Here is a 25,108-nt window from a genome sequence, read left to right as displayed (position 1 = left end):
GCTGAGGCCGCCAAGGGCGGCAAGGCGAACAAAGCCGACACATCTCAGAAGGCTGACAAAGTGGGCGAAGTGAGCGAGGTCACTCCGACGGACTCCACCGGGGCGCGCATTCCCACCGTCATCGCCGACGATGTGCACATCGTCTACCGGGTCAACGGCGGCCCGCGCGGCAAGGGCAGCGCCACCGCCGCCCTCAGTCGGATGCTGGGCCGGAAGAACGCCCCGGGGATGCGTGAGGTGCACGCGGTGCGCGGAGTGACCTTCGTCGCCTACCGCGGTGAATCGATCGGCCTGATCGGCTCCAACGGCTCCGGGAAGTCCACCCTGCTCAAGGCCGTCGCGGGGCTGCTGCCCACCGAGCGCGGCAAGGTCTACACCGACGGCCAGCCGTCGCTGCTCGGTGTGAACGCGGCGCTGATGAACGACCTGACCGGCGAGCGGAACGTGATACTCGGCGGACTGGCCATGGGCATGTCGCGGGAGCAGATCCGCGAGCGCTACCAGGACATCGTCGACTTCTCCGGTATCAACGAGAAGGGCGACTTCATCACCCTGCCGATGCGCACCTACTCCTCCGGTATGTCGGCCCGGCTGCGCTTCTCGATCGCCGCGGCCAAGGACCACGATGTGCTGATGATCGACGAGGCGCTGGCCACCGGTGACCGGAAGTTCCAGAAGCGCTCCGAGGCCCGTATCCGCGAGCTGCGCAAGGACGCGGGCACGGTCTTCCTCGTCAGCCACAACAACAAGTCCATCCGGGACACCTGTGACCGGGTGCTGTGGCTGGAGAAGGGCGAGTTGCTGATGGACGGACCGACCGACGAGGTCATCAAGGCGTACGAGAAGGAGGCGGGCAAGTAGCCCCGCCCCCGCACGGCAGACGACGAGGCCCCGCCGGAACGATCTTGGGTTCTAACGGTCCTCGCAACACCCGCGATCTGTGGGAGTTGCGAGGACCGTGGCCGTTGGACGGGATGATCTTGCGGGGTTGAGGGAGCGTTTCCTTGCGCGGCTGGATGCCGTGGGGAACGTGACCGTGGTGGCGCGTGAGCTGGGGGTGAACCGGAACACTGCCTTCGGCTGGGCCCGAAAGGCCGGACGGACCTCGGTGCGCCTGCCTCGGCGGCACCCCGGGCGCGACGAGTACGAGCGGCTTCGGGCCGCCGGTGTCGCACGTCGGGTGGCGGCCCTGCAGGTCGGGGTGAACGAGCGCACGGCCAAGGACTGGGACTGGGGCGTCAAGAAGACCGGCACCACGCGCACTTACGCTGACGGCCGCCGTGTCGACTACAGCACCGGGACCGTCACGATGTGCGGTGTGACCACGGCACCGGTGGGCCTGACGGCCCTGGAGAAGCAGCTTCACCCGCGGTTCCTAGCGCTCGCCGAGCGCGAGAAGATCCGCGATCTGCGCGCGGCGGGGCAGTCGCTGAGGGCGATCGGACGGGTCCTGGGACGGCCGGCGAGCACCATCAAGCGGGAGATCGACGCGAACTCGGGCAGCGAGGGCTACCAGCCCTACGCCGCCCACCGGGCAGCGGCAGCGCGCAGACCCCGGCCCAAGGAGCGCAAACTGCTGCGCGAGGGACGGCTGCGCCGCTTCGTCCGGGACGGACTGCGCCAGCGGTGGTCACCGGCACAGATCTGCCACGCTCTACGGAGAGAGCATCCCGACGACGAGAGCATGCGGGTGAGCGTGGAGACGGTCTACCAGGCACTGTATTTCCAGGCCCGCGGCGGCCTGAAGCGGGAAGTGCAGGCCGCCATCCGTTCCGGCCGGACCCGCCGCAAACCGCGCCGGGACTCCCAGCGGCGCACGCCCCGGTTCATCGACCCGATGGTGATGATCAGCGACCGTCCCGCCGACGTCGAGGACCGGGCCGTGCCCGGTCACTGGGAAGGCGACCTGATCATCGGCGCGGGCGGGCGCTCCGCGATCGCCACCCTGGTCGAGCGCAGCACCCGTTACACCCTGCTGGTCCATCTGCCGGGCGGGGCCCACGACGCCGAGACCGTCCGCGACGGCCTCGTTGCCACGATCCAGACCCTGCCCGCCCACCTGCGCGGCTCCCTCACCTGGGACCAGGGCAGCGAGATGGCACGCCACAAGCAGTTCAGCATGGCCACCGGCATGCCCGTCTACTTCTGCGACCCCGCCAGCCCCTGGCAACGCGGCTCGAACGAGAACACCAACGGCCTCCTGCGCCAGTACTTCCCGAAAGGCACCGACCTCAGCGTCCACAGTCCCGAAGACCTCGAACACGTCGCCCAGGAACTCAACGGCCGCCCACGCAAGACGCTCGGCTGGGATACCCCAGCCGAGCGTCTACGTGATCTACTCACCACCTGAAACCAAGTGGTGTTGCGACGACCCCTTGAATCCAAGGATCCGGCGGGGCCTCGTCGTGCGCGCGGTCCCCCCAACTGCCCCGCGTTCCGGGCCCGGTTGCCCCCGAACGTCCGGCGGGTGTATCCAGAGTGTCACATGCCGTATCTGTAGGGGTGGGCGCGAAGGGCTCCGGCACCTCCGCGCCGCACCGCCCACCGATCTCGTCCGACGGGAGACGAAGCATCATGAGGAGAATCCGCAGTACGCCGTACGTGATACACATCAACTCGACCGGGACGTAAACGCACTGACGCACCATGGTGAAGCCGCATACGTTGTTGTAGATTGAACCGCTGAGATCGGGAGCCGACCGGTGTGGTAAAGGACGTGCCCACCGTCGTGCAGTTGGGAGCCGTAGCGATGGATCATGAGCAAGCGGAATTGTTGGGACGGCTGTCCGACGCTCTCGGTCCGGTGCCGCGAGATGTGATCGAGAAGGCGCAGGCGCTCTTCAGAGAAAACGTGGCTCGTCGTGATGCGGACGAGAATGCGGAAGACGTGGTGGAGGACCTGAAGGACGAGGCCCTCGAGAGCCGTTCGGCCCATTCGACCCACCCGGCCCATGTTTCTCAGGCGTAGTCCGGCGACTCACCGCATAGGCCCGTAGTCCGGCGGCCCTGATGTGGGAGACAAGGGCGGCATCGCCTTTCGGTGCCCGTCCTTGCTCCTGGAGGATCTTTTTCAGATGGGCCAGGCAGCGCGACCTGATCGGCCCGATGGAACCGCGCGGCATGGCGAGGGTTTCACTGATCTCGTCATAGGACATCGGCGGATCGGTCACCAACAGCCCCAGCAGCGCCTGGCATTTCGGGGTGAGCGAGCAGAAGGCCGTTAAGACCTCGTCGTCGCGCTCCCGGGCCAGGACGGCGTCCTCCGGCTGCGGTCCCGCGGTCTCGGGCCGGTCGAACGCCTCGGCGCCGCCGACCGGGACGCTTCGCCCCGACTTCTCCAGATGCTTGAGGCTCTCCCGGCGTGCCGAGGTGGAAATCCACTGCGCCAGCCGGTCGGGCGAGCGCAGCTTGTCCAGGTGCTGGACGACCCGCAGCCAGGTGGCCTGGCTGACGTCCGAGCAGTCGGCCGGACTGAGTCGATGAGAACGGGCAATGGCCCAGATGAGCGGTGCATACCGCTCGACGATCTGATTCCAGCAGTCCTGATCCCCGTCAAGGCAGCCGTCGACCAGATCGTTCAATGATCGTGCGTGCACGTATCCCCCCGTGTCTTCTTTTTGCTCCTGACACAACAGAACGGAACGAATTGGAATCCCCGGTTCCGTTCGTTCGTCAGGTGTCGCGAGGTGAGCAAAAATCAAATTCACCTCAGCTACGAGTGTTCACTATAGAGCGAGTCCAACCGCGCCTGTCAACTGTTTCCTGGCCGGTCACGCCCGTTGACTGGCGGGTAGCCAGTCTTGCGCTGGTGAACCGGGGGAGGGAACCCCTGAACAGATGTCCGCGGTGTGGAATTTCTCTCTCGAACGCATTGCCGACGGATGGATGTCGGGGGAGTGCCGGAGGTGCGGCGGAGGTGTGCGACCGGCCGCCCGGCGGGCCTTCCCGCGGGCCGGGCGGCCCGGTCCAAAGTGGTCGTCGGGAGACCGTCGCCCCCTTGCGTGAACCAGAGGCACCGCCGCTGCTGCTGTTCACTAAACAGAGGCGCTGTATCGTGTGCCTGTACGCCGGGTTGCCGAGCGGCGGGGGCATCAGGGGAGGGGGACGCGTGTCGCCAGGGGAAGCGCACGTCGCACCGTACTCACGGCGCGAGCGGCTGCGCATCGCGACCATCCGTGAGATCAAGGACGTGGCCCGGACGCTCCTGGTCCAGGAGGGGCCGGAGAACGTCACCATCCGGGCCATCGCCCGTGAGATGGGTATGACCGCGCCGGCCGTCTACCGGTACTTCAGCAGCCGTGACGCGCTCATCCTCCAGCTGCGGGTGGACATCTTCGAGGAGATGGCCCGCTTCATGCGCGGGGTGCTCGGCAAGCTCCCGGAGGAGGAGCCCGGCCGCCGGCTGATCAGCGGCGCCCGGGCGCTGCGGATCTGGGCGATCAAGCACCCCCATGAGTTCGGTCTCATCCTGGGGCCGTGGGCCCCCGGGCTCGGCCGCGAGGAGACCAAACCCGAGCGCCACATGGGCCTGGTCCTCGGCTCCGTCTTCTCCGATCTGGTCTCCGACCTGTGGCGGCTGCGCGGCTTCCCGGCCCCCGAGGGCGAGGAGCTCGACGCCGGACTCGCCCGCCAGCTGACCACCCTCAGCGAGGACCAGGACGTCGACATGCCGCCCGGCGCCATCGCGGTCATGCTCCGCTGCTGGGTGCGGCTGTACGGGGTGATCTCCCTGGAGGCGCTCGGCCATATGTCCTTCGCCCTGGCCGAGGGACAGTCCTTCTTCGAGTTCGAGCTGCGCAGTCTCTGCACGGTGCTCGACATCGACGAGTTCTACGAGGACACGCCCTGACGGCTGTCCCGCGCACCCGGCCCGGTCGGGCCGGTCGCCGTCCCTGCGCGGGGCGCGAAGGGGCACATGGGGGTGTATCCCCGTACATCTGTACACCGAGAAGCGTAAGCTGGAGCAATGCCCATCCGGATCATGTCGGAACCGGGCCGATGTCGCCTGTTCGGGGGCTCCGGGCCGGACGCCCTTGACATGGCGGCGCGGCGTGTCCGGATCGTGCCGACCCTGGTAACCGGTGTAGAACGGGGGATGTGACGGCATTGGCTACACGGCCCCTCTCCAGCGCTCCCGCGGGCCCCGGTCGCCGGGATCCGCATGGCGTCCTGGTCCTCGCCCGTACGCCTGGCTGTCCACGGTGACCGTCGAGGACGAGCGCAGCCGTTTCTCTACCACGTCGAGCGGCCCCAACGGCGGGCAGCAGGCCGCCCGCGCCGTGCTCGCCAAGGCCGCGCACGAGAACTTCCCCGTGGCCCCCTTCTTCCTCCCGCGCGCCTGGCGCACCGACCTCATGGCCGTCTACGGCTACGCCCGGCTGGTCGACGACATCGGCGACGGCGACCTTCCCCCCGGTGGCGCCGACGCCGAGCTGCTCGGTCTCGACCGCGGCAGCGCGGACGACCCCCTCGCCCTGCTCGACGCCTTCGAGGCGGATCTGCGGCGGGTCTTCGACCCCGCCGCCACCCCGCGCCATCCGCTGCTGCGCGCGCTGCGCCCCACCGTCCGCCGCCATGGCCTCACCCCCGGGCCGTTCCTCGGCCTGATCGAGGCCAACCGCCAGGACCAGCGGATCCGGCGGTACGCCACCTACCAGGAGCTCCTGGACTACTGCGAGCTGTCCGCCAACCCGGTGGGGCGGCTCGTCCTCGGGATCACCGGTACCGCGAGCCCCGAGCGGATCCGCCGCTCCGACGCGATCTGCACCGCCCTCCAGATCGTCGAGCACCTCCAGGACGTGGCCGAGGACCTCCGCAGGGACCGCGTCTACCTCCCCGCCGAGGACATGAAACGCTTCGGGGTGACCGAGGCCGACCTCGCCGCTCCCCGGGGCGGCGCATCGGTGCGTGCCCTGGTCGCGTACGAGGCGGAACGCGCCGCGGCCCTGCTGAATGAAGGCACCCCCCTGGTGGGTAGCGTCCACGGCAGGCTGAAGGTGCTGCTGGCGGGATTCGTGGCCGGGGGGAGGGCCGCCTTGCGGGCGGTCGCGGCCACGGGGCACGACGTACTCCCTGGACCACCCAGGCCCACCAAGCTCAGCCTGCTGCGCGAGGTGGGGGCGACACTGCGAAGAGAGGGGTGAGCCGGACCGTGGACGGATCTCCGCACGCGTCCGCGCCAGTGCTCGCGGCGTACCGTTACTGCGAGGCCGTGACCGGGCACCAGGCCCGCAACTTCGCCTACGGCATCCGGCTGCTGCCCACCGACAAGCGGCACGCCATGTCGGCGCTCTACGCCTTCTCCCGCCGGATCGACGACATCGGTGACGGCGCCCTCGACGCCGACGCCAAGCGGGCCCGGCTCGCGAGCACCCGCACCCTGCTCGGCCGGATCGGGAACGGCGGCATCGACGAGGACGACACCGATCCGGTCGCCGTCGCGCTCGCCCACGCCGCCCACCGCTTCCCGATCCCGCTCGGCGGGCTCGAGGAGCTGATCGACGGCGTGCTGATGGACGTGGCCGGGCGGACCTACGAGACCTGGGACGACCTCAAGGTCTACTGCCGCTGTGTGGCGGGTGCCATCGGGCGGCTCTCCCTCGGTGTCTTCGGGACCGTGCCCGCCGCCGGTCACAGCGAGGACGAGCTCGGGCGCGCACCCGAGTACGCCGACACCCTCGGCCTCGCCCTTCAGCTGACCAACATCCTGCGGGACGTCCGCGAGGACGCCGCCTCCGGGCGGACCTACCTGCCCGCCGAGGACCTGGCCAAGTTCGGCTGCTCCGCCGCGTTCCGGCGTTCCACCGCCCCGCCCGACGCCGACTTCACCGGCCTGGTCCACTTCGAGGTGCGGCGGGCCAGGGTGTTGTTCGACGAGGGCTTCCGGCTGCTGCCGCTGCTGGACCGCCGCAGCGGGGCGTGCGTGGCCGCCATGGCGGGCATCTACCGCAGACTTCTGGACCGCATCGCCCGGGACCCCGCGGCCGTCCTGCGCGGCCGCGTTTCGCTGCCCGCCCACGAGAAGGCGTACGTCGCCGTGCGCGGGCTCGCCGGACTCGACGCCCGCGCGGTCACCCGCCGCCGGGTCACGGGGACACTCTCATGACGGCCCCCCTCACCCACCCCGGCCCCCGGGGCGCGCCCCGGGCGGAGGGCGCGGCGCGTGGCCGTGGCGCCCTGGTGATCGGCGGCGGTCTGGCCGGTACGACGGCGGCGCTCGCCCTCGCCGACGCCGGGATGCGGGTGACGCTCCTCGAAGGGCGGCCCCGCCTGGGCGGTCTGGCCTTCTCCTTCCGCCGCTCCTCACCCGTGGGCGAGCTGACCGTCGACAACGGCCAGCATGTCTATCTGCGCTGCTGCACCGCCTACCAGTGGTTCCTGGACCGGCTGGACGCGGCCCGACTCGCCCCGCTCCAGGGCCGGTTGGACGTTCCCGTACTGGACGCCGACGGCCGCCCGGGGCGGCGGCTCGGACGGCTGCGCCGCACCGCCCTGCCGGTGCCGCTGCACCTGGCCGCGAGCCTCGCCACCTATCCGCATCTCACCTTCGCCGAGCGCGCCCAGGTGGGCCGTGCCGCGCTCGCCCTGGGACGGCTGGACCCGGCGGACCCGGCCCTGGACGGCGAGGACTTCGCCGGCTGGCTGCACCGTCACGGCCAGTCGCCGCGCGCCGTCGAGGCACTGTGGGACCTGGTCGGTGTGGCCACGCTCAACGCCACCGCCCGCCACGCCTCGCTCGGCCTGGCCGCGATGGTCTTCAAGACCGGGCTGCTCTCCCGGCCCGGCGCCGCCGACATCGGCTGGGCCCGCGCCCCGCTCGGCGAACTGCACGACACCCTCGCCCGCGCCGCCCTGGACACCGCGGGCGTCCGCACCGAGCTGCGCACCCGGGTGACCGCCGTCACCCGCACCGCCGAGGGCCGCTGGCGCCCGCATCCCGCCGACGGGGCCGCCACCGCGCGGCCGCTGGACGACGCGGACGCCGTGGTGCTCGCCGTACCGCAGCACGACGCCCACGCCCTGCTGCCCGACGGCGCCCTCGAGGACCCTGACCGGCTGTTGCGCATCGGCACCGCGCCCATCCTCAATCTGCATGTGATCTACGACCGCACCGTGCTGCGCCGCCCGTTCTTCGCCGCGATCGGCAGCCCCGTCCAGTGGGTCTTCGACCGCACGGACGCCTCCGGGCTGAAGGACACCCCCGGGGCCGGGCAGAGCCAGTACCTGGCGGTGTCGCAGTCCGCCGCCCACGAGGAGATCGACCGTCCGGTGGCCGAGCTGCGCGCCCGCTATCTGCCCGAGCTGGAGCGGCTGCTGCCCGCCGCCCGCGGCGCCGGGGTGCGGGACTTCTTCGTCACCCGGGAGCGCACCGCCACCTTCGCCCCCGTCCCCGGCGTCGGCCGTCTGCGGCCGGACGCCCCCACGAACGCGCCCGGCCTCTACCTGGCCGGTGCGTGGACCGCCACCGGCTGGCCCGCGACCATGGAGGGCGCCGTGCGCAGCGGGCTGTCCGCCGCCCGCGCGGCCCTCTCCGACATCGGCCGCCCGCATGCGAATCAGCTCCCCGCCCCCGGCGGGGGGACCCCCGAGGAGGCGGTATGAGCACCACCACAGGAAACAGAGGAGAGACCGTGACCCCGGCGACCCCAGCTGTCGACACCGCGAGCGTGAACGCGCTGCTGGAGCGCGGCCGCACGCTTGCCACGCCGGTGCTGCGCGCCGCCGTGGGCCGGCTCGCCCCGCCCATGGACACCGTCGCCGCCTACCACTTCGGCTGGATCGACACCGAGGGACGCCCGGCCGCGGGCGACGGCGGCAAGGCCGTCCGCCCCGCGCTGGCACTGCTGTCGGCCGAGGCGGCGGGCGCCGCCCCGGAGACCGGGGTGCCCGGCGCGGTCGCGGTCGAACTGGTCCACAACTTCTCGCTGCTCCACGACGATCTGATGGACGGCGACGAGCAGCGCCGCCACCGGGACACGGTGTGGAAGGTGCACGGACCGGCGCAGGCCATCCTCGTCGGGGACGCGCTGTTCGCCCTGGCCAACGAAATGCTGCTGGAGCTCGGCACCGTGGAGGCCGGGCGGGCGACCCGCCGGCTCACCTCCGCCACCCGGGACCTGATCGACGGTCAGGCCCAGGACATCTCCTACGAGCACCGCGAGCGGGTGACCGTCGAGGAGTGCCTGGAGATGGAGGGCAACAAGACCGGCGCGCTGCTCGCCTGCGCCGCCTCCATCGGCGCCGTCCTCGGCGGGGCCGACGACCGCACCGCCGACGCCCTCGAGCGCTACGGCTACCACCTCGGACTCGCCTTCCAGGCCGTCGACGACCTGCTCGGCATCTGGGGCGACCCGGAGGCCACCGGCAAGCGCACCTGGAGCGATCTGCGGCAGCGCAAGAAGTCCCTGCCGGTGGTCGCGGCCCTGGCCGCGGGCGGACCCGACTCCGAGCACCTGGCCCAGATCCTCGCCGCCGACGCGCACAAGCCGGACGCGGAGTTCGCCGACTTCTCCGAGGAGGAGTTCGCCACCCGCGCCGCGCTGATCGAGCAGGCCGGCGGCCGGGACTGGACCTCGCAGGAGGCCCGCCGCCAGCACGCGACCGCCGTGGCGGCGCTCGGCGCGGTGGACATGCCCGCCGCCGTCCGCGCCCAGTTCGTGGCGCTCGCCGACTTCGTCGTCGTACGAGAGAGATGATCGTTATCGACCGCGCCCAGCTCGCAGTCGCCGGCCGGCACCCAGCCGGGGTGCCGGCCGACGGAGGCCCCAACGACGGCAGAGATCGCACACCGCAGAGGGGAAGCCATGACAGCGACCACCGTCCAACCCTCCGAGTCACCCGAGTCCGAGACGTTAGGCGCCGCGCGGAAGGCGACGGCCCGTGCCGTGGACCACCTGCTGTCCCGTCAGGACGAGCAGGGCTGGTGGAAGGGCGATCTGGAGACCAACGTCACCATGGACGCCGAGGACCTGATGCTCCGGCAGTTCCTGGGGATCCAGGATGCCCGGCTCCTCGATGCCGCGGCCCGCCATCTGCGCGCCCAGCAGGGCGAGGACGGCACCTGGGCAACCTTCCACGGCGGCCCGCCCGAGCTCTCCGCCACCATCGAGGCGTACGTCGCCCTCCGGCTGGCCGGCGACGAGCCCGACGCCCCCCATATGGCCGCGGCCGCCGCCTGGGTGCGCGCCGAAGGAGGCATCGCCCGCAGCCGCGTCTTCACCCGCATCTGGCTGGCCCTCTTCGGCTGGTGGCGCTGGGAGGACCTGCCCGAACTGCCGCCCGAGATCATCTACTTCCCGAAGTGGCTTCCGCTCAACATCTACGACTTCGGCTGCTGGGCCCGGCAGACCATCGTCCCCCTCACCATCGTCTCCGCCCACCGCCCCGTGCGCCCCGCCCCGTTCCCCCTGGACGAGCTGCACACCGATCCCCGGCGGCCCAGACCGCCGCGCCGCCCCGCCCCCGTGGCCTCCTGGGACGGCGCCTTCCAGCGGCTGGACCGGGTCCTGCACGCCTACCGCAAGGTCGCCGTCCGACCGCTGCGCCGGGCCGCGCTGCGCTCCTGCGCCCGCTGGATCGTCGAACGGCAGGAGAACGACGGCTGCTGGGGCGGCATCCAGCCACCCGCCGTCTACTCCCTGATCGCCCTCCACCTCCTCGGCTACGACCTCGACCACCCGGTGATGCGCGCCGGGCTCGCCTCGCTCGACCGCTTCGCGGTCTGGCGCGAGGACGGCAGCCGCATGATCGAAGCCTGTCAGTCCCCGGTCTGGGACACCTGTCTGGCCACCATCGCGCTCGCCGACGCCGGGCTCGACCCCGATCACCCGGCGCTGGTCAAGGCCGCCGACTGGATGCTCGGCGAGCAGATCGACCGGCCCGGCGACTGGTCGGTGCGGCGCCCCGGACTGCCCTCCGGCGGCTGGGCCTTCGAATTCCACAACGACCACTACCCCGACATCGACGACACCGCCGAAGTCATCCTGGCGCTGCGCCGCGTCGACCACCCCGAGCCCGAGCGGATCGAGGCGGCGGTGCGGCGCGGTATGCGCTGGACGCTGGGGATGCAGTCGAAGAACGGCGCCTGGGGCGCCTTCGACGCCGACAACACCAGCCCGCTGCCCAACCGGCTGCCGTTCTGCGACTTCGGTGAGGTCATCGACCCGCCGTCGGCCGATGTCACCGCGCACGTCGTGGAGATGCTCGCCCACGAGGGCCGGTCCTACGACGCCCGCACCCGGCGCGGGATCTCCTGGCTGCTGGCCGGGCAGGAGCCGAGCGGGGCGTGGTTCGGCCGCTGGGGCACCAACTACGTCTACGGCACCGGCTCCGTCGTCCCGGCGCTGATCGCCGCCGGGGTGCCCGCCTCCCACCAGGCCGTCCGCCGTGCGGTGCGCTGGCTGGAGAGCGTCCAGAACGAGGACGGCGGCTGGGGCGAGGACCAGCGCTCCTATCCCGACCCCGAATGGATCGGCCGGGGCGCCTCCACCGCCTCCCAGACCGCGTGGGCGCTGCTGGCGCTGCTGGCGGCGGGGGAGCGGGAGAGCAAGGCCGTCGAGCGCGGGGTCGAATGGCTGGCCGCCGCGCAGGGAGAGGACGGTTCCTGGGACGAGCCGTACTTCACCGGCACCGGCTTCCCCTGGGACTTCTCCATCAACTACCACCTGTACCGGCAGGTCTTCCCCCTCACGGCACTCGGGCGATTCGTCCATGACGAGGCCACCGGGGCACGACCGCGGAGATCCTGATGTCCGCCGGACCGGCCCCGGGCCCCGGGGGCCCGCCGCTGCTGATCGCCTGTGCGCTCGGCATCGAGCGGTTCGCCCTGCGGGGAGGCGACGCGGACGGCGCCGCCGGGCCGGTGACCGTGCTGCGCACCGGTATGGGGCCGCAGGCCGCCGAGCGCGCGGTGGCCCGGGCGCTCGGCGAGGCCCCCGCCGCCCCGGCGGCCCCCACCGCCGTCGTCGCCACCGGTTTCTGCGCCGGACTCGCCCCCGGAATGCACCCGGGGGACCTGGTGGTCGCCGACGAGACCCGTGACCCGGCCGGGCGCACGGTGTGCGCCGGCACCGCGTTCCTCGCCGACGCCCTGTCGGATCTTGTGCCGCGCGAGCCCCGGCGCGGCCCGCGGCGGACCGTGCACATCGGCCCGGTGGCCGGATCGAACCATGTGGTGCGGGGCGCTGAACGGGCCGCACTGCACACCACCGGAGCCATCGCGGTGGACATGGAGTCCGCCGCCACCCTGCGCAGCGCCGTGCGCCAGGGGGCCCGTCCGGTTGCGGCCGTACGGGTGGTCGTGGACGCTCCGGAACATGAACTCGTCCGGATCGGCACACTGCGCGGTGGAATATCGGCCTTCCGAGTACTACGGACCGTTCTTCCCGCTTTTTTTGACTGGCACCGTAATGCGATGCTCCCAGGAGGTGAGCTAGATGGCCATGCCTCTCCGACAGACCATCCGGGTCGCGACGTATCTTTTTGACCAGAAGGTGATCAAGCGCCGAGAGAAGTTTCCGCTGATCGTGGAGCTCGAGCCGCTCTTCGCCTGCAACCTCAAGTGCGAGGGCTGCGGAAAGATCCAGCACCCGGCCGGGGTGCTGAAGCAGCGGATGCCGGTCGCGCAGGCGGTGGGCGCGGTGCTGGAGTCCGGGGCGCCGATGGTCTCCATCGCGGGGGGTGAACCGCTGATGCACCCCCAGATCGACGAGATCACCCGGCAGCTGGTGGCGCGGCGGAAGTATGTCTTCCTGTGCACCAACGCGATGCTGCTGCGCAAGAAGATGGACCTGTTCACCCCCTCCCCGTACTTCGCCTTCGCGGTGCACATCGACGGGCTGCGGGAACGGCACGACGAATCCGTGGCGAAGGAGGGGGTGTTCGACGAGGCGGTGGCGGCCATCAAGGAGGCCAAGCGGCGCGGCTTCCGGGTCACCACCAACTCCACGTTCTTCAACACCGACACCCCGCAGACCATCATCGACGTGCTCAATTACCTCAACGACGACCTCAAGGTGGACGAGATGATGATCTCGCCCGCCTACGCCTACGAGAAGGCGCCCGACCAGGAGCACTTCCTCGGCGTCGAGCAGACCCGCGAACTGTTCAGGAAGGCGTTCGCGGGCGGCAACCGCCGTCGCTGGCGGCTCAACCACAGCCCGCTGTTCCTGGACTTCCTCGAGGGCAGGACGGACTTCCCGTGCACCGCGTGGGGCATCCCCAACTACTCGCTCTTCGGCTGGCAGCGCCCCTGCTACCTGATGAGCGACGGCTATGTGCCCACCTACCGCGAGCTGGTGGAGGAGACCGACTGGGACCGTTACGGCCGCGGCAAGGACCCCCGCTGCGACAACTGCATGGCCCACTGCGGCTACGAGCCCACCGCCGTCCTGGCCACCATGAGCTCGCTCAAGGAGTCGCTGCGCGCCGCGCGGGAGACCGCCACAGGAGGGCGGTGACGCCATGAGCGCAGGGGAGCCCGTCTCACTCGGCCTGCCCGCCGTGCCGGGCAGGCCGCTCGCCCCGCGCCGCCACTCGCGCCGCCTCCAGGTGGGGTCGGTGGCTGTGGGCGGGGACGCTCCGGTGTCGGTGCAGTCGATGACGACGACGGTGACCGCGGACATCGGGGCCACTCTTCAGCAGATCGCGGAGCTGACCGCGTCGGGCTGTCAGATCGTGCGGGTGGCGTGTCCGTCGCAGGATGACGCGGAGGCGTTGCCGGTGATCGCGCGGAAGTCGCAGATTCCGGTGATCGCCGATATTCACTTCCAGCCGAAGTACGTGTTCGCGGCGATCGATGCCGGGTGTGCGGCGGTGCGGGTGAATCCGGGGAACATCCGGCAGTTCGACGACAAGGTCAAGGAGATCGCGAAGGCGGCGTCGGATGCCGGGGTGCCGATCCGGATCGGGGTGAACGCGGGGTCGCTGGACAAGCGGTTGCTGGAGAAGTACGGCAAGGCCACGCCGGAGGCGTTGGTGGAGTCGGCGTTGTGGGAGTGTTCGCTGTTCGAGGAGCACGGTTTCCGGGACATCAAGATCTCGGTGAAGCACAACGATCCGGTGGTGATGGTCAATGCCTACCGGCAGCTCGCGGCGCGGTGCGATTACCCGCTGCACCTGGGTGTGACCGAGGCGGGTCCGGCGTTCCAGGGGACGATCAAGTCCGCGGTGGCGTTCGGTGCGCTGTTGAGTGAGGGCATCGGGGACACGATCCGGGTGTCGTTGTCGGCGCCGCCGGCGGAGGAGGTCAAGGTCGGTATCCAGATCCTGGAGTCGCTGAATCTGCGGCAGCGTCGGCTGGAGATCGTCTCGTGTCCGTCCTGCGGGCGGGCGCAGGTGGATGTGTACAAGCTGGCGGACCAGGTCACCGCTGGTCTGGACGGTCTGGAGGTGCCGCTGCGCGTCGCCGTCATGGGGTGTGTGGTGAACGGTCCGGGTGAGGCGCGTGAGGCGGATCTCGGTGTGGCCTCCGGCAATGGCAAGGGCCAGATCTTCGTCAAGGGCGAGGTCATCAAGACCGTGCCCGAATCGAAGATCGTGGAGACCCTGATCGACGAAGCCAGGAAAATCGCGCGGCGCACGGCGGATGACGGGGTTCCCTCGGGTACCCCGGACGTCACCGTGAGCTGACACACGAGGAGGGGATCCGAGCATGCCGTTGCTGGAGAACATCCGGGGCCCGCACGACCTCGCCGCGCTGACCGGGGAGGAACTGCCCGCGCTCGCCGAGGAGATCAGGGAGTTCCTGATCACCGCGGTGGCCAGGACCGGGGGTCATCTCGGCCCCAACCTGGGCGTCGTCGAGCTGTCCATAGCACTGCACCGCGTCTTCGACTCGCCGGTGGACCGCATCCTGTGGGACACCGGCCACCAGAGTTACGTCCACAAACTGCTCACCGGCCGCCAGGACTTCTCCAAGCTGCGCCACAAGGGCGGTCTCTCCGGCTATCCGTCACGCGCCGAGTCCGAGCACGACGTCATCGAGAACAGCCATGCCTCCACCGTGCTGGGCTGGGCCGACGGCCTCGCCAAGGCCAACGAGGTACACGGCCGCACCGACCGGCATGTGGTGGCCGTCATCGGCGACGGCGCGCTGACCGGCGGCATGGCCTGGGAGGCGCTCAACAACATCGCCGCCGCCCGGGACCGGCCACTGATCATCGTGGTCAATGACAACGAGCGCTCCTACGCGCCCACCATCGGCGGCCTCGCCGACCACCTCGCCACCCTCCGCACCACCGACGAGTACGAACGCGTCCTGGCCTGGGGCAAGGACGTCCTGCGCCGCACCCCCGTGGTCGGCGAGCCGCTGTACGGATCGCTGCACGGCGCCAAGAAGGGGCTCAAGGAAGCCGTCGCGCCGCAGGGCATGTTCGAGGACCTGGGGCTGAAGTACGTCGGACCCATCGACGGGCACGACACCGAGGCCGTGGAGTCCGCGCTGCGCCGCGCCCGGCGCTTCCACGGCCCCGTCCTCGTCCACTGTCTGACCGAGAAGGGCCGCGGCTACCGGCCCGCCCTGGAGGACGAGGCCGACCGCTTCCACACCGTGGCCGCCATGGACCCGCTCACCTGCGCCCCCCTCATCCCGTCCGGCGGGCGCTCGTGGACCTCGGTGTTCGGCGAGGAGATGGTGCGGATCGGGGCCGAACGGCCCGATGTGGTCGCCTTGACCGCCGCCATGCTGGACCCCGTCGGCCTCACCGGCTTCGCCGAGGCCTACCCGGAGCGGGTGTGGGACGTGGGCATCGCCGAGCAGCACGCCGCGGTGTCCGCGGCCGGGCTCGCCACCGGCGGTCTCCACCCCGTCGTCGCCGTCTACGCCACCTTCCTCAACCGCGCCTTCGACCAGGTGCTGATGGATGTCGCCCTGCACCGGTGCGGAGTCACCTTCGTCCTGGACCGGGCCGGTGTCACCGGTACCGACGGGCCCAGCCACAACGGCATGTGGGACATGTCCGTGCTCCAGGTGGTGCCGGGGCTGCGGATCGCCGCCCCGCGCGACGCCGACCAGCTCCGCGCCCAGCTGCGCGAGGCGGTCGCGGTGGACGACGCGCCGACCGTCGTCCGCTTCCCCAAGGAGGCGGTAGGCGCGGCCGTTCCGGCGCTCGACCGGGTCGGCGGCATGGACGTCCTGCGCCGCGACGCCCCCGACGGCGGCGATGTGCTGCTCGTGGTGGCCGGAGTCATGGCCGCCACCGGGCTGCGCGCCGCCGAACTGCTGGCCGAGCGCGGTGTCCACTGCACGGTGGTGGATCCGCGCTGGGTCAAACCGGTCGACAAGGCCCTCCCCCGGCTCGCGGCGCGCCACGCGGTGGTGGCGGTCGTCGAGGACAATGTGCGCACCGGTGGGGTGGGCGCGGCGGTGGCCCAGGCGCTGGGCGACGCCGGAGTCGACCTGCCGGTACGGACGTTCGGCATCCCCGAGGTGTTCCTGCCGCACGCCAAGCGCGCCGAGGTGCTCACCGAGATCGGGCTGACCCCCGCCGAGATCGCGGGCCGGATCGCCGCGGCCCTGGCCCGTACCGACGCGACGCCCGACATCCGCCGCGGCCCCCGCCACACCGCCGCCGAGGAGAGCCGGGCATGACGGCAGCCGAACAGCGCAAGGGCTTCGACCTCGGGCAGCTGCTGGCCGAGCGCGCCGGTGAGCGCTACGACCTGCACGCGCGCTATCTCAACCACCAGCTGCCGCGGATGCTGCACACCATCGGCTTCGACAAGGTCTACGAGCGGGCCGAGGGCGCGTACTTCTGGGACGCCGAGGGCCAGGACTACCTGGACATGCTCGCCGGGTTCGGGGTGATGGGCCTGGGCCGCCACCACCCGGTCGTCCGCAAGGCGCTGCACGATGTGCTGGATGCCTCGCTCGCCGATCTGACCCGCTTCGACTGCCAGCCGCTGCCCGGTCTGCTCGCCGAGAAGCTGCTGTCCCACGCCCCGCATCTGGACCGGGTCTTCTTCGGCAACAGCGGCACCGAGGCGGTGGAGACCGCGCTGAAGTTCGCCCGCTTCGCCACCCGCAGGCCGCGCGTCGTGTACTGCGCGCACGCCTTCCACGGACTGACCACCGGCGCACTGTCGGTCAACGGCGAGGACGGCTTCCGCCGGGGCTTCGCCCCGCTGCTGCCCGACACCGCGATCGAACTCGGCGATCTGGCCGCGCTGGAACGGGAGCTGGCACACGGGGACGTGGCCGCCTTCGTCGTCGAGCCGATCCAGGGCAAGGGGGTGCACGCGACACCGCCCGGCTTTCTGCGCGCCGCCCAGGAGCTGCTGCACCGCCACAAGGCCCTGCTGATCGTGGACGAGGTGCAGACCGGTCTCGGCCGCACCGGGGACTTCTTCGCCTACGGCCACGAGGAGGGTGTCGAACCGGATCTGGTGTGCGTGGCCAAGGCGCTGTCGGGCGGCTATGTGCCGGTCGGCGCCACCCTGGGCAAGGAATGGATCTTCAAGCGGGTCTATGCGTCGATGGACCGGGTGCTGGTCCACTCCGCCAGCTTCGGGTCCAACGCCCAGGCGATGGCGGCCGGGCTCGCCGTCCTGTCGGTGATGGAGGACGAGCAGATCGTGGCCAACGCCCGGCGCACCGGCGATCTGCTGCGCGAGCGGCTCACCGCCCTGGTCGACCGCTATGAGCTGCTGCACGAGGTGCGCGGTCGCGGCCTGATGATCGGCATCGAGTTCGGCAGGCCCTCCTCGCTCGCGCTGCGCGGCCGCTGGGCGATGCTCCAGGCCGCGCGCAAGGGGCTGTTCGCGCAGATGGTGGTGGTCCCGCTGCTCCAGCGCCACCGCATCCTCACCCAGGTCTCCGGTGACCACCTGGAGGTGATTAAGCTGATCCCGCCGCTGATCATCGGCGAGCGGGAAGTGGACCGCTTCGTCGGGGCGTTCACGGCGGTCATGGACGACGCACACGGGGGCGGCGGTCTGATGTGGGAGTTCGGGCGGACTCTCGTCAAGCAGGCGGTGGCCCACCGCTGAACCGATGGGGGACCGGCAATGGTGGACGCGACCGCGGTACGGGCCGTCAACGCCCTGACCGCGCGCTGGGCGCGGGCCGCGGTGGCGGGCCAGGGCACCGTCTTCACCGGCGCCGGGGTATGGACGCTGCTGGCAATGCTCGCGGGCGGATCCGGTGGCCCGGCCCGCGCCGAGCTGGAATGCGCGCTGGGGGTGAGCGCGGACGGCGCGACGGCGCTGGGCCGTGAGCTCGTCGAGGCGATGGCCTCGATGGACGGCGTCGACACGGCCACCGGGCTGTGGACCCGTCAGGACCTCGCCATCAAGCCCGAGTGGGAGCGGGAACTGCCGTCCGGCGTACGCGGCACGCTGACCGGCGACGGCGAGCGGGATCGCAAGGAGCTGGACGCCTGGGCCTCCCGGCAGACCCGGGGCGAGATCGCGCGGATGCCGGCCCCGGTGGGCCCGGACACCCTGCTGGTCCTGGCCGGTGCGCTGCTGCTGAAGACCACCTGGGCGCAGCCGTTCGAGGTGGGGTGGATGTGCCCCTCCAGCGGGCCCTGGGCCGATCAGTCCCTCGCCGGTCTCACCCGCCGTACCGCGGATCTCGACGGAACCCTCAAGGTCGTCCAGGACACCCCGGCCGGACCGCTGACCTTCTCCGGGGTCTCGGGCGACAACGGCCTGGACGTCCATCTGGTGCTCGGCGGCGAGGACGTCAGCGGCGCCGAGGTCCTGGCGGCGGGGATCACCGCGCTCGGGCAGCCGGGGCTGTCCGGTTCGCAGCTGCCGCTGGGCGACGCGGCTCCCGGCGTCAAGGTCGCGGAGGTCACCGGCTTCGACCCCAGGCCCAAGCTGGTGCTCAACACCCCGCAGTTCACCGTGCGAGCGGAGCACGATCTGCTGCGCCACGACGAGCTGTTCGGGCTGCGGTCGGCGCAGGACGCCACCCGGGGTCACTTCCCCGGGATCAGCACCTTCCCGCTGGCGGTCTCCTCCGGACGGCAGTCCATGACGGCCTCGTTCAGCCGCGAGGGCTTCTTCGCCGCGGCCGTGACCGCGTTCGCGCTCAACGCGGGCGGGATACCGCAGCAGAAGGCGAAGCTGATCGGCGTCAGCTACGATCGCCCGTTCGGCTTCCTGGCCGTGCACCGCGCCACCGGGCTGGTGCTGGCGGCGGGCTGGGTCACCGAGCCGGAGGCGGGTGCGGAGAGCCCCTTCGCGCTGCGTCGCCCGGGGCGGTCACCGCGGCCCCGGCCGCGCGGCTGAGCCGGGCGGGCCGGGCAACCCCCGGCCCCTGCGGCAGTGTTCGTGTCAGTCGGTGAGCAGCCGCTCCCGCAGCCGTTCGCGCTGCGGGGCGGTGAGCCCGAGCCCCTCGGTGAGATAGCGCTCGGTGTCGCCCCAGGTCTCCTCGATCGTGGTGAAGGCGGCCGCCAGGTATTCCAGGCGGGCGTCGAACAGCGGGAGGAGCAGCGCCAGCACCTCCGGCGACATGGTGTCCGCGCCCCCGCCCTTGCGCCAGATCTTGTAACGGCGGTGGGCGGCTGCCGACTCCAGGTAGTCGGCCTCGATCACCTCCCGTTCCACCCCGAGGGCGAGCAGGGTCACCGCGATCGACAGACCCGCCCGGTCCTTGCCCGCGGAACAGTGCATCAGCACCGGTGAACTGTCCTCCGCGATGGCGCTGAGCATCCGGCTGTGCTCACCGAGCCGGTTGGTGAGCAGGGTCCGGTAGGAATTGATCATCCGCTGTGCGGCGCGCCCCTCGTCCAGCAGCTTCCGCAGGGTATTGAGGTCGCCCTCGCGCACCATCGTCCAGAATCCGGCGCCGTCGGCCGGGTCGGACAGCGGGAGATTGATGTTGCGCACGCCCTTCAGCGCGACGTCGGGCCCCTCCAGCTTGATGTCGGCCGCGTTGCGGAAGTCGAAGACCGTGTGCAGCTTCAGCGAGTCGAGGTAGACGGTGTCCTCGTCCGTGGCATGGGCGAGATGGCCGCTGCGGAACAGGACGCCGTGCCGTACCCGCCGGCCGTCCGCGGTCGGCAGACCGCCCAGGTCACGAAAGTTGCGTACCCCCACCAGATCGGCCTGGGGGACCTTCGGGGGCTGCTGCGTCACGGGAGCTCCTCGGGTTCGGCCGCCCGGGTCTCTGATCGGCGGGGCGGGCTCTGCCGACCATACGACATGGATTCCTGGGGCAATCAGTCCCGCGGAAGCGCGCAGGGGCATTGCCGCGCCGGGCCACCTCCCCGATCCTGTTGGCACCTGTTGAGAATTGGGGAAGTGTGATGATTGATATCGGCGGAAACGGACGGATCTGGGTGCTGTCGGGGTGGCACAGCAGCTACGCCCTGCACCTCACCGACCACGATGAACTGCTCCATCTCCACTGGGGCCCGCGGATCGCGGTCGAGGACGCCGAAGCCCTCGCCGCCGAGCCCGGCCCTCCGGAGCGGGGCTTCGAATCCCCGCTGGACGGCCGCGAGGAGTACCCGGTCGAGGGCGGACCCCGCTTCGTCCGCCCCGCCCTGTCGGTGCGCACCCCCGAGCTGCGCGGTACGCAGTGGCGCTTCGAACGCGGCGCCGTGCGCGACGGCGACCTTCAGCTGCGCTTCCGCGATCCGCTGCACCACCTCGGGATCACCCTGCACTACCGGATGCGGGACGACGGCGACGTCCTCGAGCGCTGGGCCACCCTCACCCACACCGGTACCGGGGACCACCCGCCGCTGGAGCTGCTGCGCGCCGACTCCGCCGCCTGGTCGCTGCCGGCCCGCGACCGCTGGCGGCTGACCCATCTGTACGGGCGCTGGGCGGCCGAGAGCCGGATCGCCCGGACCGATCTCACCCCCGGCGAGAAGGTGATCGGCAGCCGCCGCGGCCACACCAGCCACCACCATCTGCCCTGGATCGCGCTGGACGGCGGCGACGCCACCGAGGAGAGCGGTGAGGTCCACAGCTGTGCGCTCGCCTGGTCCGGATCCTGGCGGATCGCCGTCCAGCAGCTGTCCGACGGAGCCGTCCAGACGGTCGGCGGCGTGGGCCACGACGACTCCGGCCAGCTGCTGCTGGCACCGGGGGAGTCCTTCACCACCCCGGTCTTCGCGGGGCTGTGGACCGAGGGCGGCTTCGGCGCCGCCAGCCGCGCCTGGCACGCCTGGCAGCTCGCCCATGTCATCCCGGACGCCGAGACGTCGCGGCCCGTGCTCTACAACTCCTGGGAGGCCACCGAGTTCGACGTCGGCGAGGGGCAGCAGCTGGAGCTGGCCCGGGTCGCCGCCGACCTGGGCGTGGAGCTGTTCGTCGTGGACGACGGCTGGTTCGGGGCACGGACCGGCGACCGGGCCGGGCTCGGCGACTGGACCCCCAACCCGGACCGCTTTCCGCGCGGGCTGAAACCGCTGGCCGACGAGGTGCACGCCCGCGGTATGCGGTTCGGCATCTGGGTCGAGCCGGAGATGGTCAACGCCGACAGCGATCTCTACCGCGCCCACCCCGACTGGGTGCAGCACCACCCGGGGCGCGTACGCACCGAGTTCCGCCATCAGCTGGTGCTCAACCTCGCCCGCCCCGACGTCCGCGCGTATCTGTGGGAGCGGCTGGACGCCCTGCTGCGCAGCGCCCCCGTCGACTATGTGAAGTGGGACTTCAACCGGTCCTTCTCCGACGCCGGCTGGCCCGGTGACGGCTATCCGCAGCGGCTGTGGACCGAGCATGTGCACGGGCTGTACGAGCTGCTGGGGCGGCTGCGCGCGGCCCACCCCGGGGTCGCCTTCGAGTCCTGCGCGGGCGGCGGCGGCCGGATCGACCTGGGCGTCCTGCGCCTCACCGACCAGGTGTGGACCTCGGACAACACCGATCCGCTGGACCGGCTCGCCATCCAGCACGGTTTCGGCCAGCTGCACCCGGCCCGGGTGATGGCCGCCTGGGTCACCGACAGCCCCAACGTCATGGGTAACGCCCGCACCTCCTCGCTGCGCTTCCGCTTCGTCAGCGCGATGGCCGGAGTGCTGGGCATCGGCGGCGATCTGGCCCGGTGGAGCGAGGCCGAACGCACCGAGGCCCGCGACTGGGTGGCGCTCTACAAGCGGGTGCGGCCGGTCGTCCAGCACGGCGAGCTGTACCGGCTGCGGCCTCCGGACGGGGACCGGCTCAGCGCCGTCCAGTACGTACACGGTGAGGAGACCGTGGTGCTGGCCTGGCTGCCCGCGCAGCACTACGGCGAGCCGCAGCCCCCGGTGCGGCTGCGCGGTCTGGACCCGGCCGCGCGCTACGAGGACCAGGCCACCGGAGAGGTCCACCGGGGCGCGGTCCTCCTCCACCGGGGACTGCGGACCGGGCTGCGCGGCGACCTGGACGCGGCCGTATTCCAGCTACGGCGCATCTGAGCCAGTGGGATACATCACCACACGTCAACCCCTGGTTACGTTGGCGTAAGTCACGTCCTGAGGTGAATGATGTCCTGACGTGGCAGACGATTCGAAGATAGTGAACAACGGTGGGATCGGGTCGTACACAGCCGTCGGCGACAGCTTCACCGAAGGCGTCGGCGACCCCGGTCCTGACGGGGTGTTCGTGGGCTGGGCGGACCGGCTCGCGGTCCTGCTGTCCGACCAGCGGCCCCAGCACGATTTCCGCTACGCCAATCTCGCCGTGCGCGGCCGGCTCCTCGACCGGATCGTCGAGGAGCAGGTGTCGCGCGCGATCGAGCTCGGCCCCGATCTGGTCACCTTCTGCGCCGGGGGCAATGACATCCTGCGGCCCGGCAGTGACCCCGACGATGTGGCCGCCCGCTACGAGAGCGCCGTCGCCGGCCTGGTGCCCCATGTCGGCACCGTGATGGTGTGCACCGGCTTCGACACCCGGGACGTACCGGTGCTCCGTCATCTGCGCGGCAAGATCGCCACCTACACCGCCCATGTGCGGGCGATCGCCGACCGCTACGGCTGCCCGGTGCTGGACCTGTGGTCGCTCCGCTCGGTCCAGGACCGCCGTGCCTGGGACGACGACCGGCTCCATCTGTCGCCCGACGGGCACACCCGGGTGGCGCTGCGGGCCGGTCAGGTGCTCGGTCTCGAGGTGCCCGCCGACCCCGACCAGCCCTGGCCGGTGGAGGGACAGCGCAGCGCGTTCGAGGTGCGCCGGGACAACATCCACTGGGCGCGCGAGTATCTGGTGCCGTGGATCGGACGGCGGTTGCGCGGGGAGTCCTCGGGCGACCACGTCGAACCCAAGCGTCCCGATCTGCTGCCGCTACGGCCCTGAGTGGTCCCGAAGGAATAGGGGCAGACCCCCGTTGGCGCCGCGCTCTCATCGCGGCGGCGCTGTCGCTGTCCCTATTCCCTCGGCACCGCTCGTCCCGTGCGGACGCGGATGCGGCCCCTGCGTGCGGTGGTGGTGCGGCGGCGTTCCGTGCGGTCCGCCGGTGCTAGACCAGATACGCCCAGACGGCCCGGCCCGTACCGCCGTGTTCGGCCCGGACCCCCCATGCTTCCGACAGGGCCTCCACCAGCATCAGCCCCCGGCCGCCCTCCTGGTCCACCCCGACCGACCGCGCCTGCGGCACCGACCGGGCGCACCCCTGGTCGGCCACTTCCAGCCGCAGGCGCCTGCCTATCAGCTGCAAGGAACAGTGGACCTCTTCGCTGGAGGTGTGGCGGACGGCGTTGGTGAACAGCTCGGAGACCACCAACTCGGCACTGTCCAGGGTGTCCTGGCCCACGCCCCATGAGCGCAGCCGGAACACCACCTGCCGTCTCGCCTCCGCGACGGAGGCGCTCAGCGCCGGGAGACAGAACACGTCCTGGAGGCACGAAGCGACCATGGTGCCGCCGCGCCCTAACCGGAGAGCCTCGTAGGAAGGAGCCACGTCGACACTATGCTCTGTGAGACTCGCGCATGGCAAGGTTCAATCTGTAAATTACAGAATCGAAAGCACAGGCTGTTCGAGAAGCTGAGCCCATGCCAGACTGCTGTGCTGTGAAGGTACTTGGAGGGGGACGATAGTGGCGGATGCGCGGGCGGGCGGTGCTCCGACCGTCCTGCGGGTCGTGCTCGGCAAGCGGCTCCAGGACCTTCGGGAGAAGGCCGGGCTGTCGTTCGAACAGGCCGGCCGCGCCCTCGACGTCACCCATGCCACGATCCGCCGTATGGAGAAGGCCGAAGTCGGCCTGAAAATCCCGTACGTCGAAAAGCTGCTGCGGACCTATGGCGTGGACGACCCCGAAGAGGTGGAGGGATTTCTCGCGCTCGCGCGCGAGGCCAACAAGAACGGCTGGTGGCACCGGTTCCGCGATGTGCTGCCGGAGTGGTTCAACACCTTCGTCAGCCTCGAGGTCGAGGCCAATCTGATCCGGGCGTACGAGCCGCACTACATCCCCGGGCTGTTGCAGACCGAGGACTACGCCCGCGCGGTGCTGCGGGCCGGTATGCCGCACGCCCCCGAGTCCGAGATCGAGCGCAACGTCGCCCTCCGGATGGAGCGCCAGGAACTGCTGACCCGGGACAACCCGCCGATGCTGTGGGTGGTCATGGACGAAACGGTGCTGCGCCGCCCCATCGGCGGGTCCGAGACCATGCGTGCGCAGATCGCACGCCTCATCGACGTCGCGGAGGCGCCTCACATCAGACTCCAGGTCATGCCGTTCGACGCCGGTCCGCACCCGGCGATGTACGGACCCTTCCATATCTTCCGGTTCCCGATCCCGGAACTGCCCGATATCGCGTACACGGAGACGCTGGTCAGCGGCTCCTACTTCGACCAGCGCGATGATGTGTCGGCGTTCCTGGAGGCCCTGGACCGGATGTGCGCGCAGGCCGCGCCTGCACAGACCACCCAGGCCATTCTGGGTGGCATTCGCAAGGAGATCTGAACGATGGATCGCATATGCGGGAACCGCGTCTACAGCGGCATGCCGGCGAGGGAACTCGGCAGCGAGGGCTGGCACAAGCCGTGGAGCGGTGGCAATGGGGGAAGCTGCGTCGAGGCGATGAGGCTCAAGGACGGACGGGTGGCGCTGCGCCAGTCGACCGATCCCGACGGCCCGGCACTCATCTACACGCACCTTGAGATGAAACGCTTCATTCAGGGGGCGAAGGCCGGGGAGGCCGACTTCCTGCTTCTGTGACGCCCGAGCGCGGCCCA

21 protein-coding genes are annotated in these 25,108 nt (G+C 71.0%); 18 read left to right on the top strand and 3 right to left on the bottom strand.

Annotated elements, in window-relative coordinates:
• Positions 1-69 precede the first annotated feature (69 nt).
• Positions 70-861: an ABC transporter ATP-binding protein gene (locus HUT19_RS08365; RefSeq protein WP_176186646.1), complete on the top strand. Its 792-nt coding sequence runs from the start codon at positions 70-72 to the stop codon at positions 859-861.
• Positions 862-1,309: 448 nt separating this feature from the next.
• Positions 1,310-2,350, top strand: a complete 1,041-nt coding sequence (locus tag HUT19_RS08360; protein WP_176186644.1) for an IS30 family transposase — start codon at positions 1,310-1,312, stop codon at positions 2,348-2,350.
• 490 nt (positions 2,351-2,840) lie between these two features.
• Here HUT19_RS08360 and HUT19_RS08355 read toward each other — a convergent pair whose 3' ends face one another.
• Positions 2,841-3,707 (bottom strand): RNA polymerase sigma factor, encoded by an 867-nt coding sequence (locus HUT19_RS08355; RefSeq protein WP_254885486.1) that lies wholly within the window; start codon positions 3,705-3,707, stop codon positions 2,841-2,843.
• A gap of 401 nt (positions 3,708-4,108) precedes the next feature.
• Here HUT19_RS08355 and HUT19_RS08350 point away from each other — a divergent pair, with 401 nt between their 5' ends.
• The 12 genes from HUT19_RS08350 (at position 4,109) to HUT19_RS08295 (ending at position 19,233) form a co-directional block, all read left to right on the top strand.
• The gene (locus tag HUT19_RS08350) at positions 4,109-4,849 is read left to right on the top strand and encodes a TetR/AcrR family transcriptional regulator (RefSeq protein WP_176179843.1); all 741 of its coding nucleotides are present in this window, start codon (positions 4,109-4,111) and stop codon (positions 4,847-4,849) included.
• 430 nt (positions 4,850-5,279) lie between these two features.
• Complete coding sequence (gene hpnC / locus HUT19_RS08345) at positions 5,280-6,143, top strand: squalene synthase HpnC (protein ID WP_176186640.1); 864 nt, start codon at positions 5,280-5,282, stop codon at positions 6,141-6,143.
• Complete coding sequence (gene hpnD / locus HUT19_RS08340; protein ID WP_176179842.1) at positions 6,140-7,105, top strand: presqualene diphosphate synthase HpnD; 966 nt, start codon at positions 6,140-6,142, stop codon at positions 7,103-7,105. The genes hpnC and hpnD overlap by 4 nt, the downstream gene beginning before the upstream one ends.
• The gene (hpnE, locus tag HUT19_RS08335; protein ID WP_176179841.1) at positions 7,102-8,601 is read left to right on the top strand and encodes a hydroxysqualene dehydroxylase HpnE; all 1,500 of its coding nucleotides are present in this window, start codon (positions 7,102-7,104) and stop codon (positions 8,599-8,601) included. The genes hpnD and hpnE overlap by 4 nt, the downstream gene beginning before the upstream one ends.
• The gene (locus HUT19_RS08330; RefSeq protein WP_176179840.1) at positions 8,598-9,695 is read left to right on the top strand and encodes a polyprenyl synthetase family protein; all 1,098 of its coding nucleotides are present in this window, start codon (positions 8,598-8,600) and stop codon (positions 9,693-9,695) included. The genes hpnE and HUT19_RS08330 overlap by 4 nt, the downstream gene beginning before the upstream one ends.
• A gap of 108 nt (positions 9,696-9,803) precedes the next feature.
• The gene (gene shc, locus HUT19_RS08325) at positions 9,804-11,747 is read left to right on the top strand and encodes a squalene--hopene cyclase (RefSeq protein ID WP_176179839.1); all 1,944 of its coding nucleotides are present in this window, start codon (positions 9,804-9,806) and stop codon (positions 11,745-11,747) included.
• The gene (locus HUT19_RS08320) at positions 11,747-12,484 is read left to right on the top strand and encodes a 1-hydroxy-2-methyl-2-butenyl 4-diphosphate reductase (RefSeq protein WP_176179838.1); all 738 of its coding nucleotides are present in this window, start codon (positions 11,747-11,749) and stop codon (positions 12,482-12,484) included. The genes shc and HUT19_RS08320 overlap by 1 nt, the downstream gene beginning before the upstream one ends.
• The gene (gene hpnH / locus HUT19_RS08315; protein WP_176179837.1) at positions 12,435-13,457 is read left to right on the top strand and encodes an adenosyl-hopene transferase HpnH; all 1,023 of its coding nucleotides are present in this window, start codon (positions 12,435-12,437) and stop codon (positions 13,455-13,457) included. The genes HUT19_RS08320 and hpnH overlap by 50 nt, the downstream gene beginning before the upstream one ends.
• A 4-nt stretch (positions 13,458-13,461) precedes the next feature.
• Positions 13,462-14,628 carry a flavodoxin-dependent (E)-4-hydroxy-3-methylbut-2-enyl-diphosphate synthase gene (gene ispG / locus HUT19_RS08310; RefSeq protein ID WP_176179836.1) on the top strand — a complete coding sequence of 389 codons (1,167 nt, stop codon included), beginning with the start codon at positions 13,462-13,464 and terminating at the stop codon, positions 14,626-14,628.
• Between the two features lie 22 nt (positions 14,629-14,650).
• A complete protein-coding gene (gene dxs, locus HUT19_RS08305; protein ID WP_176179835.1) occupies positions 14,651-16,588 on the top strand; it encodes a 1-deoxy-D-xylulose-5-phosphate synthase in 1,938 nt (645 codons plus the stop codon).
• On the top strand, positions 16,585-17,985 hold the full coding sequence (locus HUT19_RS08300) for an aspartate aminotransferase family protein (RefSeq protein WP_176179834.1): 1,401 nt from the start codon (positions 16,585-16,587) through the stop codon (positions 17,983-17,985). The genes dxs and HUT19_RS08300 overlap by 4 nt, the downstream gene beginning before the upstream one ends.
• A gap of 18 nt (positions 17,986-18,003) precedes the next feature.
• Positions 18,004-19,233, top strand: a complete 1,230-nt coding sequence (locus HUT19_RS08295; protein ID WP_176179833.1) for a serpin family protein — start codon at positions 18,004-18,006, stop codon at positions 19,231-19,233.
• Positions 19,234-19,278: 45 nt separating this feature from the next.
• Here HUT19_RS08295 and HUT19_RS08290 read toward each other — a convergent pair whose 3' ends face one another.
• Entirely contained in the window at positions 19,279-20,082 is an 804-nt protein-coding gene (locus HUT19_RS08290; protein WP_176179832.1) for a tyrosine-protein phosphatase, read from the bottom strand.
• Positions 20,083-20,252: 170 nt separating this feature from the next.
• Here HUT19_RS08290 and HUT19_RS08285 point away from each other — a divergent pair, with 170 nt between their 5' ends.
• Positions 20,253-22,352, top strand: a complete 2,100-nt coding sequence (locus tag HUT19_RS08285; protein WP_176179831.1) for an alpha-galactosidase — start codon at positions 20,253-20,255, stop codon at positions 22,350-22,352.
• Between the two features lie 79 nt (positions 22,353-22,431).
• On the top strand, positions 22,432-23,229 hold the full coding sequence (locus tag HUT19_RS08280; protein WP_176179830.1) for an SGNH/GDSL hydrolase family protein: 798 nt from the start codon (positions 22,432-22,434) through the stop codon (positions 23,227-23,229).
• A 163-nt stretch (positions 23,230-23,392) separates the two neighbouring features.
• Here HUT19_RS08280 and HUT19_RS08275 read toward each other — a convergent pair whose 3' ends face one another.
• Positions 23,393-23,833 (bottom strand): ATP-binding protein, encoded by a 441-nt coding sequence (locus HUT19_RS08275; RefSeq protein ID WP_254885485.1) that lies wholly within the window; start codon positions 23,831-23,833, stop codon positions 23,393-23,395.
• A 136-nt stretch (positions 23,834-23,969) separates the two neighbouring features.
• Between HUT19_RS08275 and HUT19_RS08270 the strand changes: the two genes are divergently transcribed.
• Together HUT19_RS08270 and HUT19_RS08265 are read left to right on the top strand one after the other, a co-directional pair.
• A complete protein-coding gene (locus HUT19_RS08270; protein ID WP_176179828.1) occupies positions 23,970-24,836 on the top strand; it encodes a helix-turn-helix transcriptional regulator in 867 nt (288 codons plus the stop codon).
• 3 nt (positions 24,837-24,839) lie between these two features.
• Entirely contained in the window at positions 24,840-25,091 is a 252-nt protein-coding gene (locus HUT19_RS08265; RefSeq protein ID WP_176179827.1) for a DUF397 domain-containing protein, read from the top strand.
• The last annotated feature ends 17 nt before the right edge of the window (positions 25,092-25,108 follow it).

It is taken from the genome of Streptomyces sp. NA02950, assembly GCF_013364155.1.
Classification (GTDB): domain Bacteria; phylum Actinomycetota; class Actinomycetes; order Streptomycetales; family Streptomycetaceae; genus Streptomyces.
The sequence above is the reverse complement of the archived record's forward strand: the minus strand, read 5'-3'. Positions and strand labels throughout refer to the sequence as shown.

Coding starts and splice junctions, on each gene's coding strand:
- hpnE (WP_176179841.1), top strand. CDS start 7,102: ATGACGGCCCCCCTCACCCACCCCGGCCCCCGGGGCGCGCCCCGGGCG.
- HUT19_RS08320 (WP_176179838.1), top strand. CDS start 11,747: ATGTCCGCCGGACCGGCCCCGGGCCCCGGGGGCCCGCCGCTGCTGATC.
- HUT19_RS08360 (WP_176186644.1), top strand. CDS start 1,310: ATGTGCGGTGTGACCACGGCACCGGTGGGCCTGACGGCCCTGGAGAAG.
- ispG (WP_176179836.1), top strand. CDS start 13,462: ATGAGCGCAGGGGAGCCCGTCTCACTCGGCCTGCCCGCCGTGCCGGGC.
- HUT19_RS08300 (WP_176179834.1), top strand. CDS start 16,585: ATGACGGCAGCCGAACAGCGCAAGGGCTTCGACCTCGGGCAGCTGCTG.
- HUT19_RS08265 (WP_176179827.1), top strand. CDS start 24,840: ATGGATCGCATATGCGGGAACCGCGTCTACAGCGGCATGCCGGCGAGG.
- HUT19_RS08330 (WP_176179840.1), top strand. CDS start 8,598: ATGAGCACCACCACAGGAAACAGAGGAGAGACCGTGACCCCGGCGACC.
- dxs (WP_176179835.1), top strand. CDS start 14,651: ATGCCGTTGCTGGAGAACATCCGGGGCCCGCACGACCTCGCCGCGCTG.
- HUT19_RS08295 (WP_176179833.1), top strand. CDS start 18,004: ATGGTGGACGCGACCGCGGTACGGGCCGTCAACGCCCTGACCGCGCGC.
- HUT19_RS08285 (WP_176179831.1), top strand. CDS start 20,253: ATGATTGATATCGGCGGAAACGGACGGATCTGGGTGCTGTCGGGGTGG.
- hpnH (WP_176179837.1), top strand. CDS start 12,435: ATGGCCATGCCTCTCCGACAGACCATCCGGGTCGCGACGTATCTTTTT.
- shc (WP_176179839.1), top strand. CDS start 9,804: ATGACAGCGACCACCGTCCAACCCTCCGAGTCACCCGAGTCCGAGACG.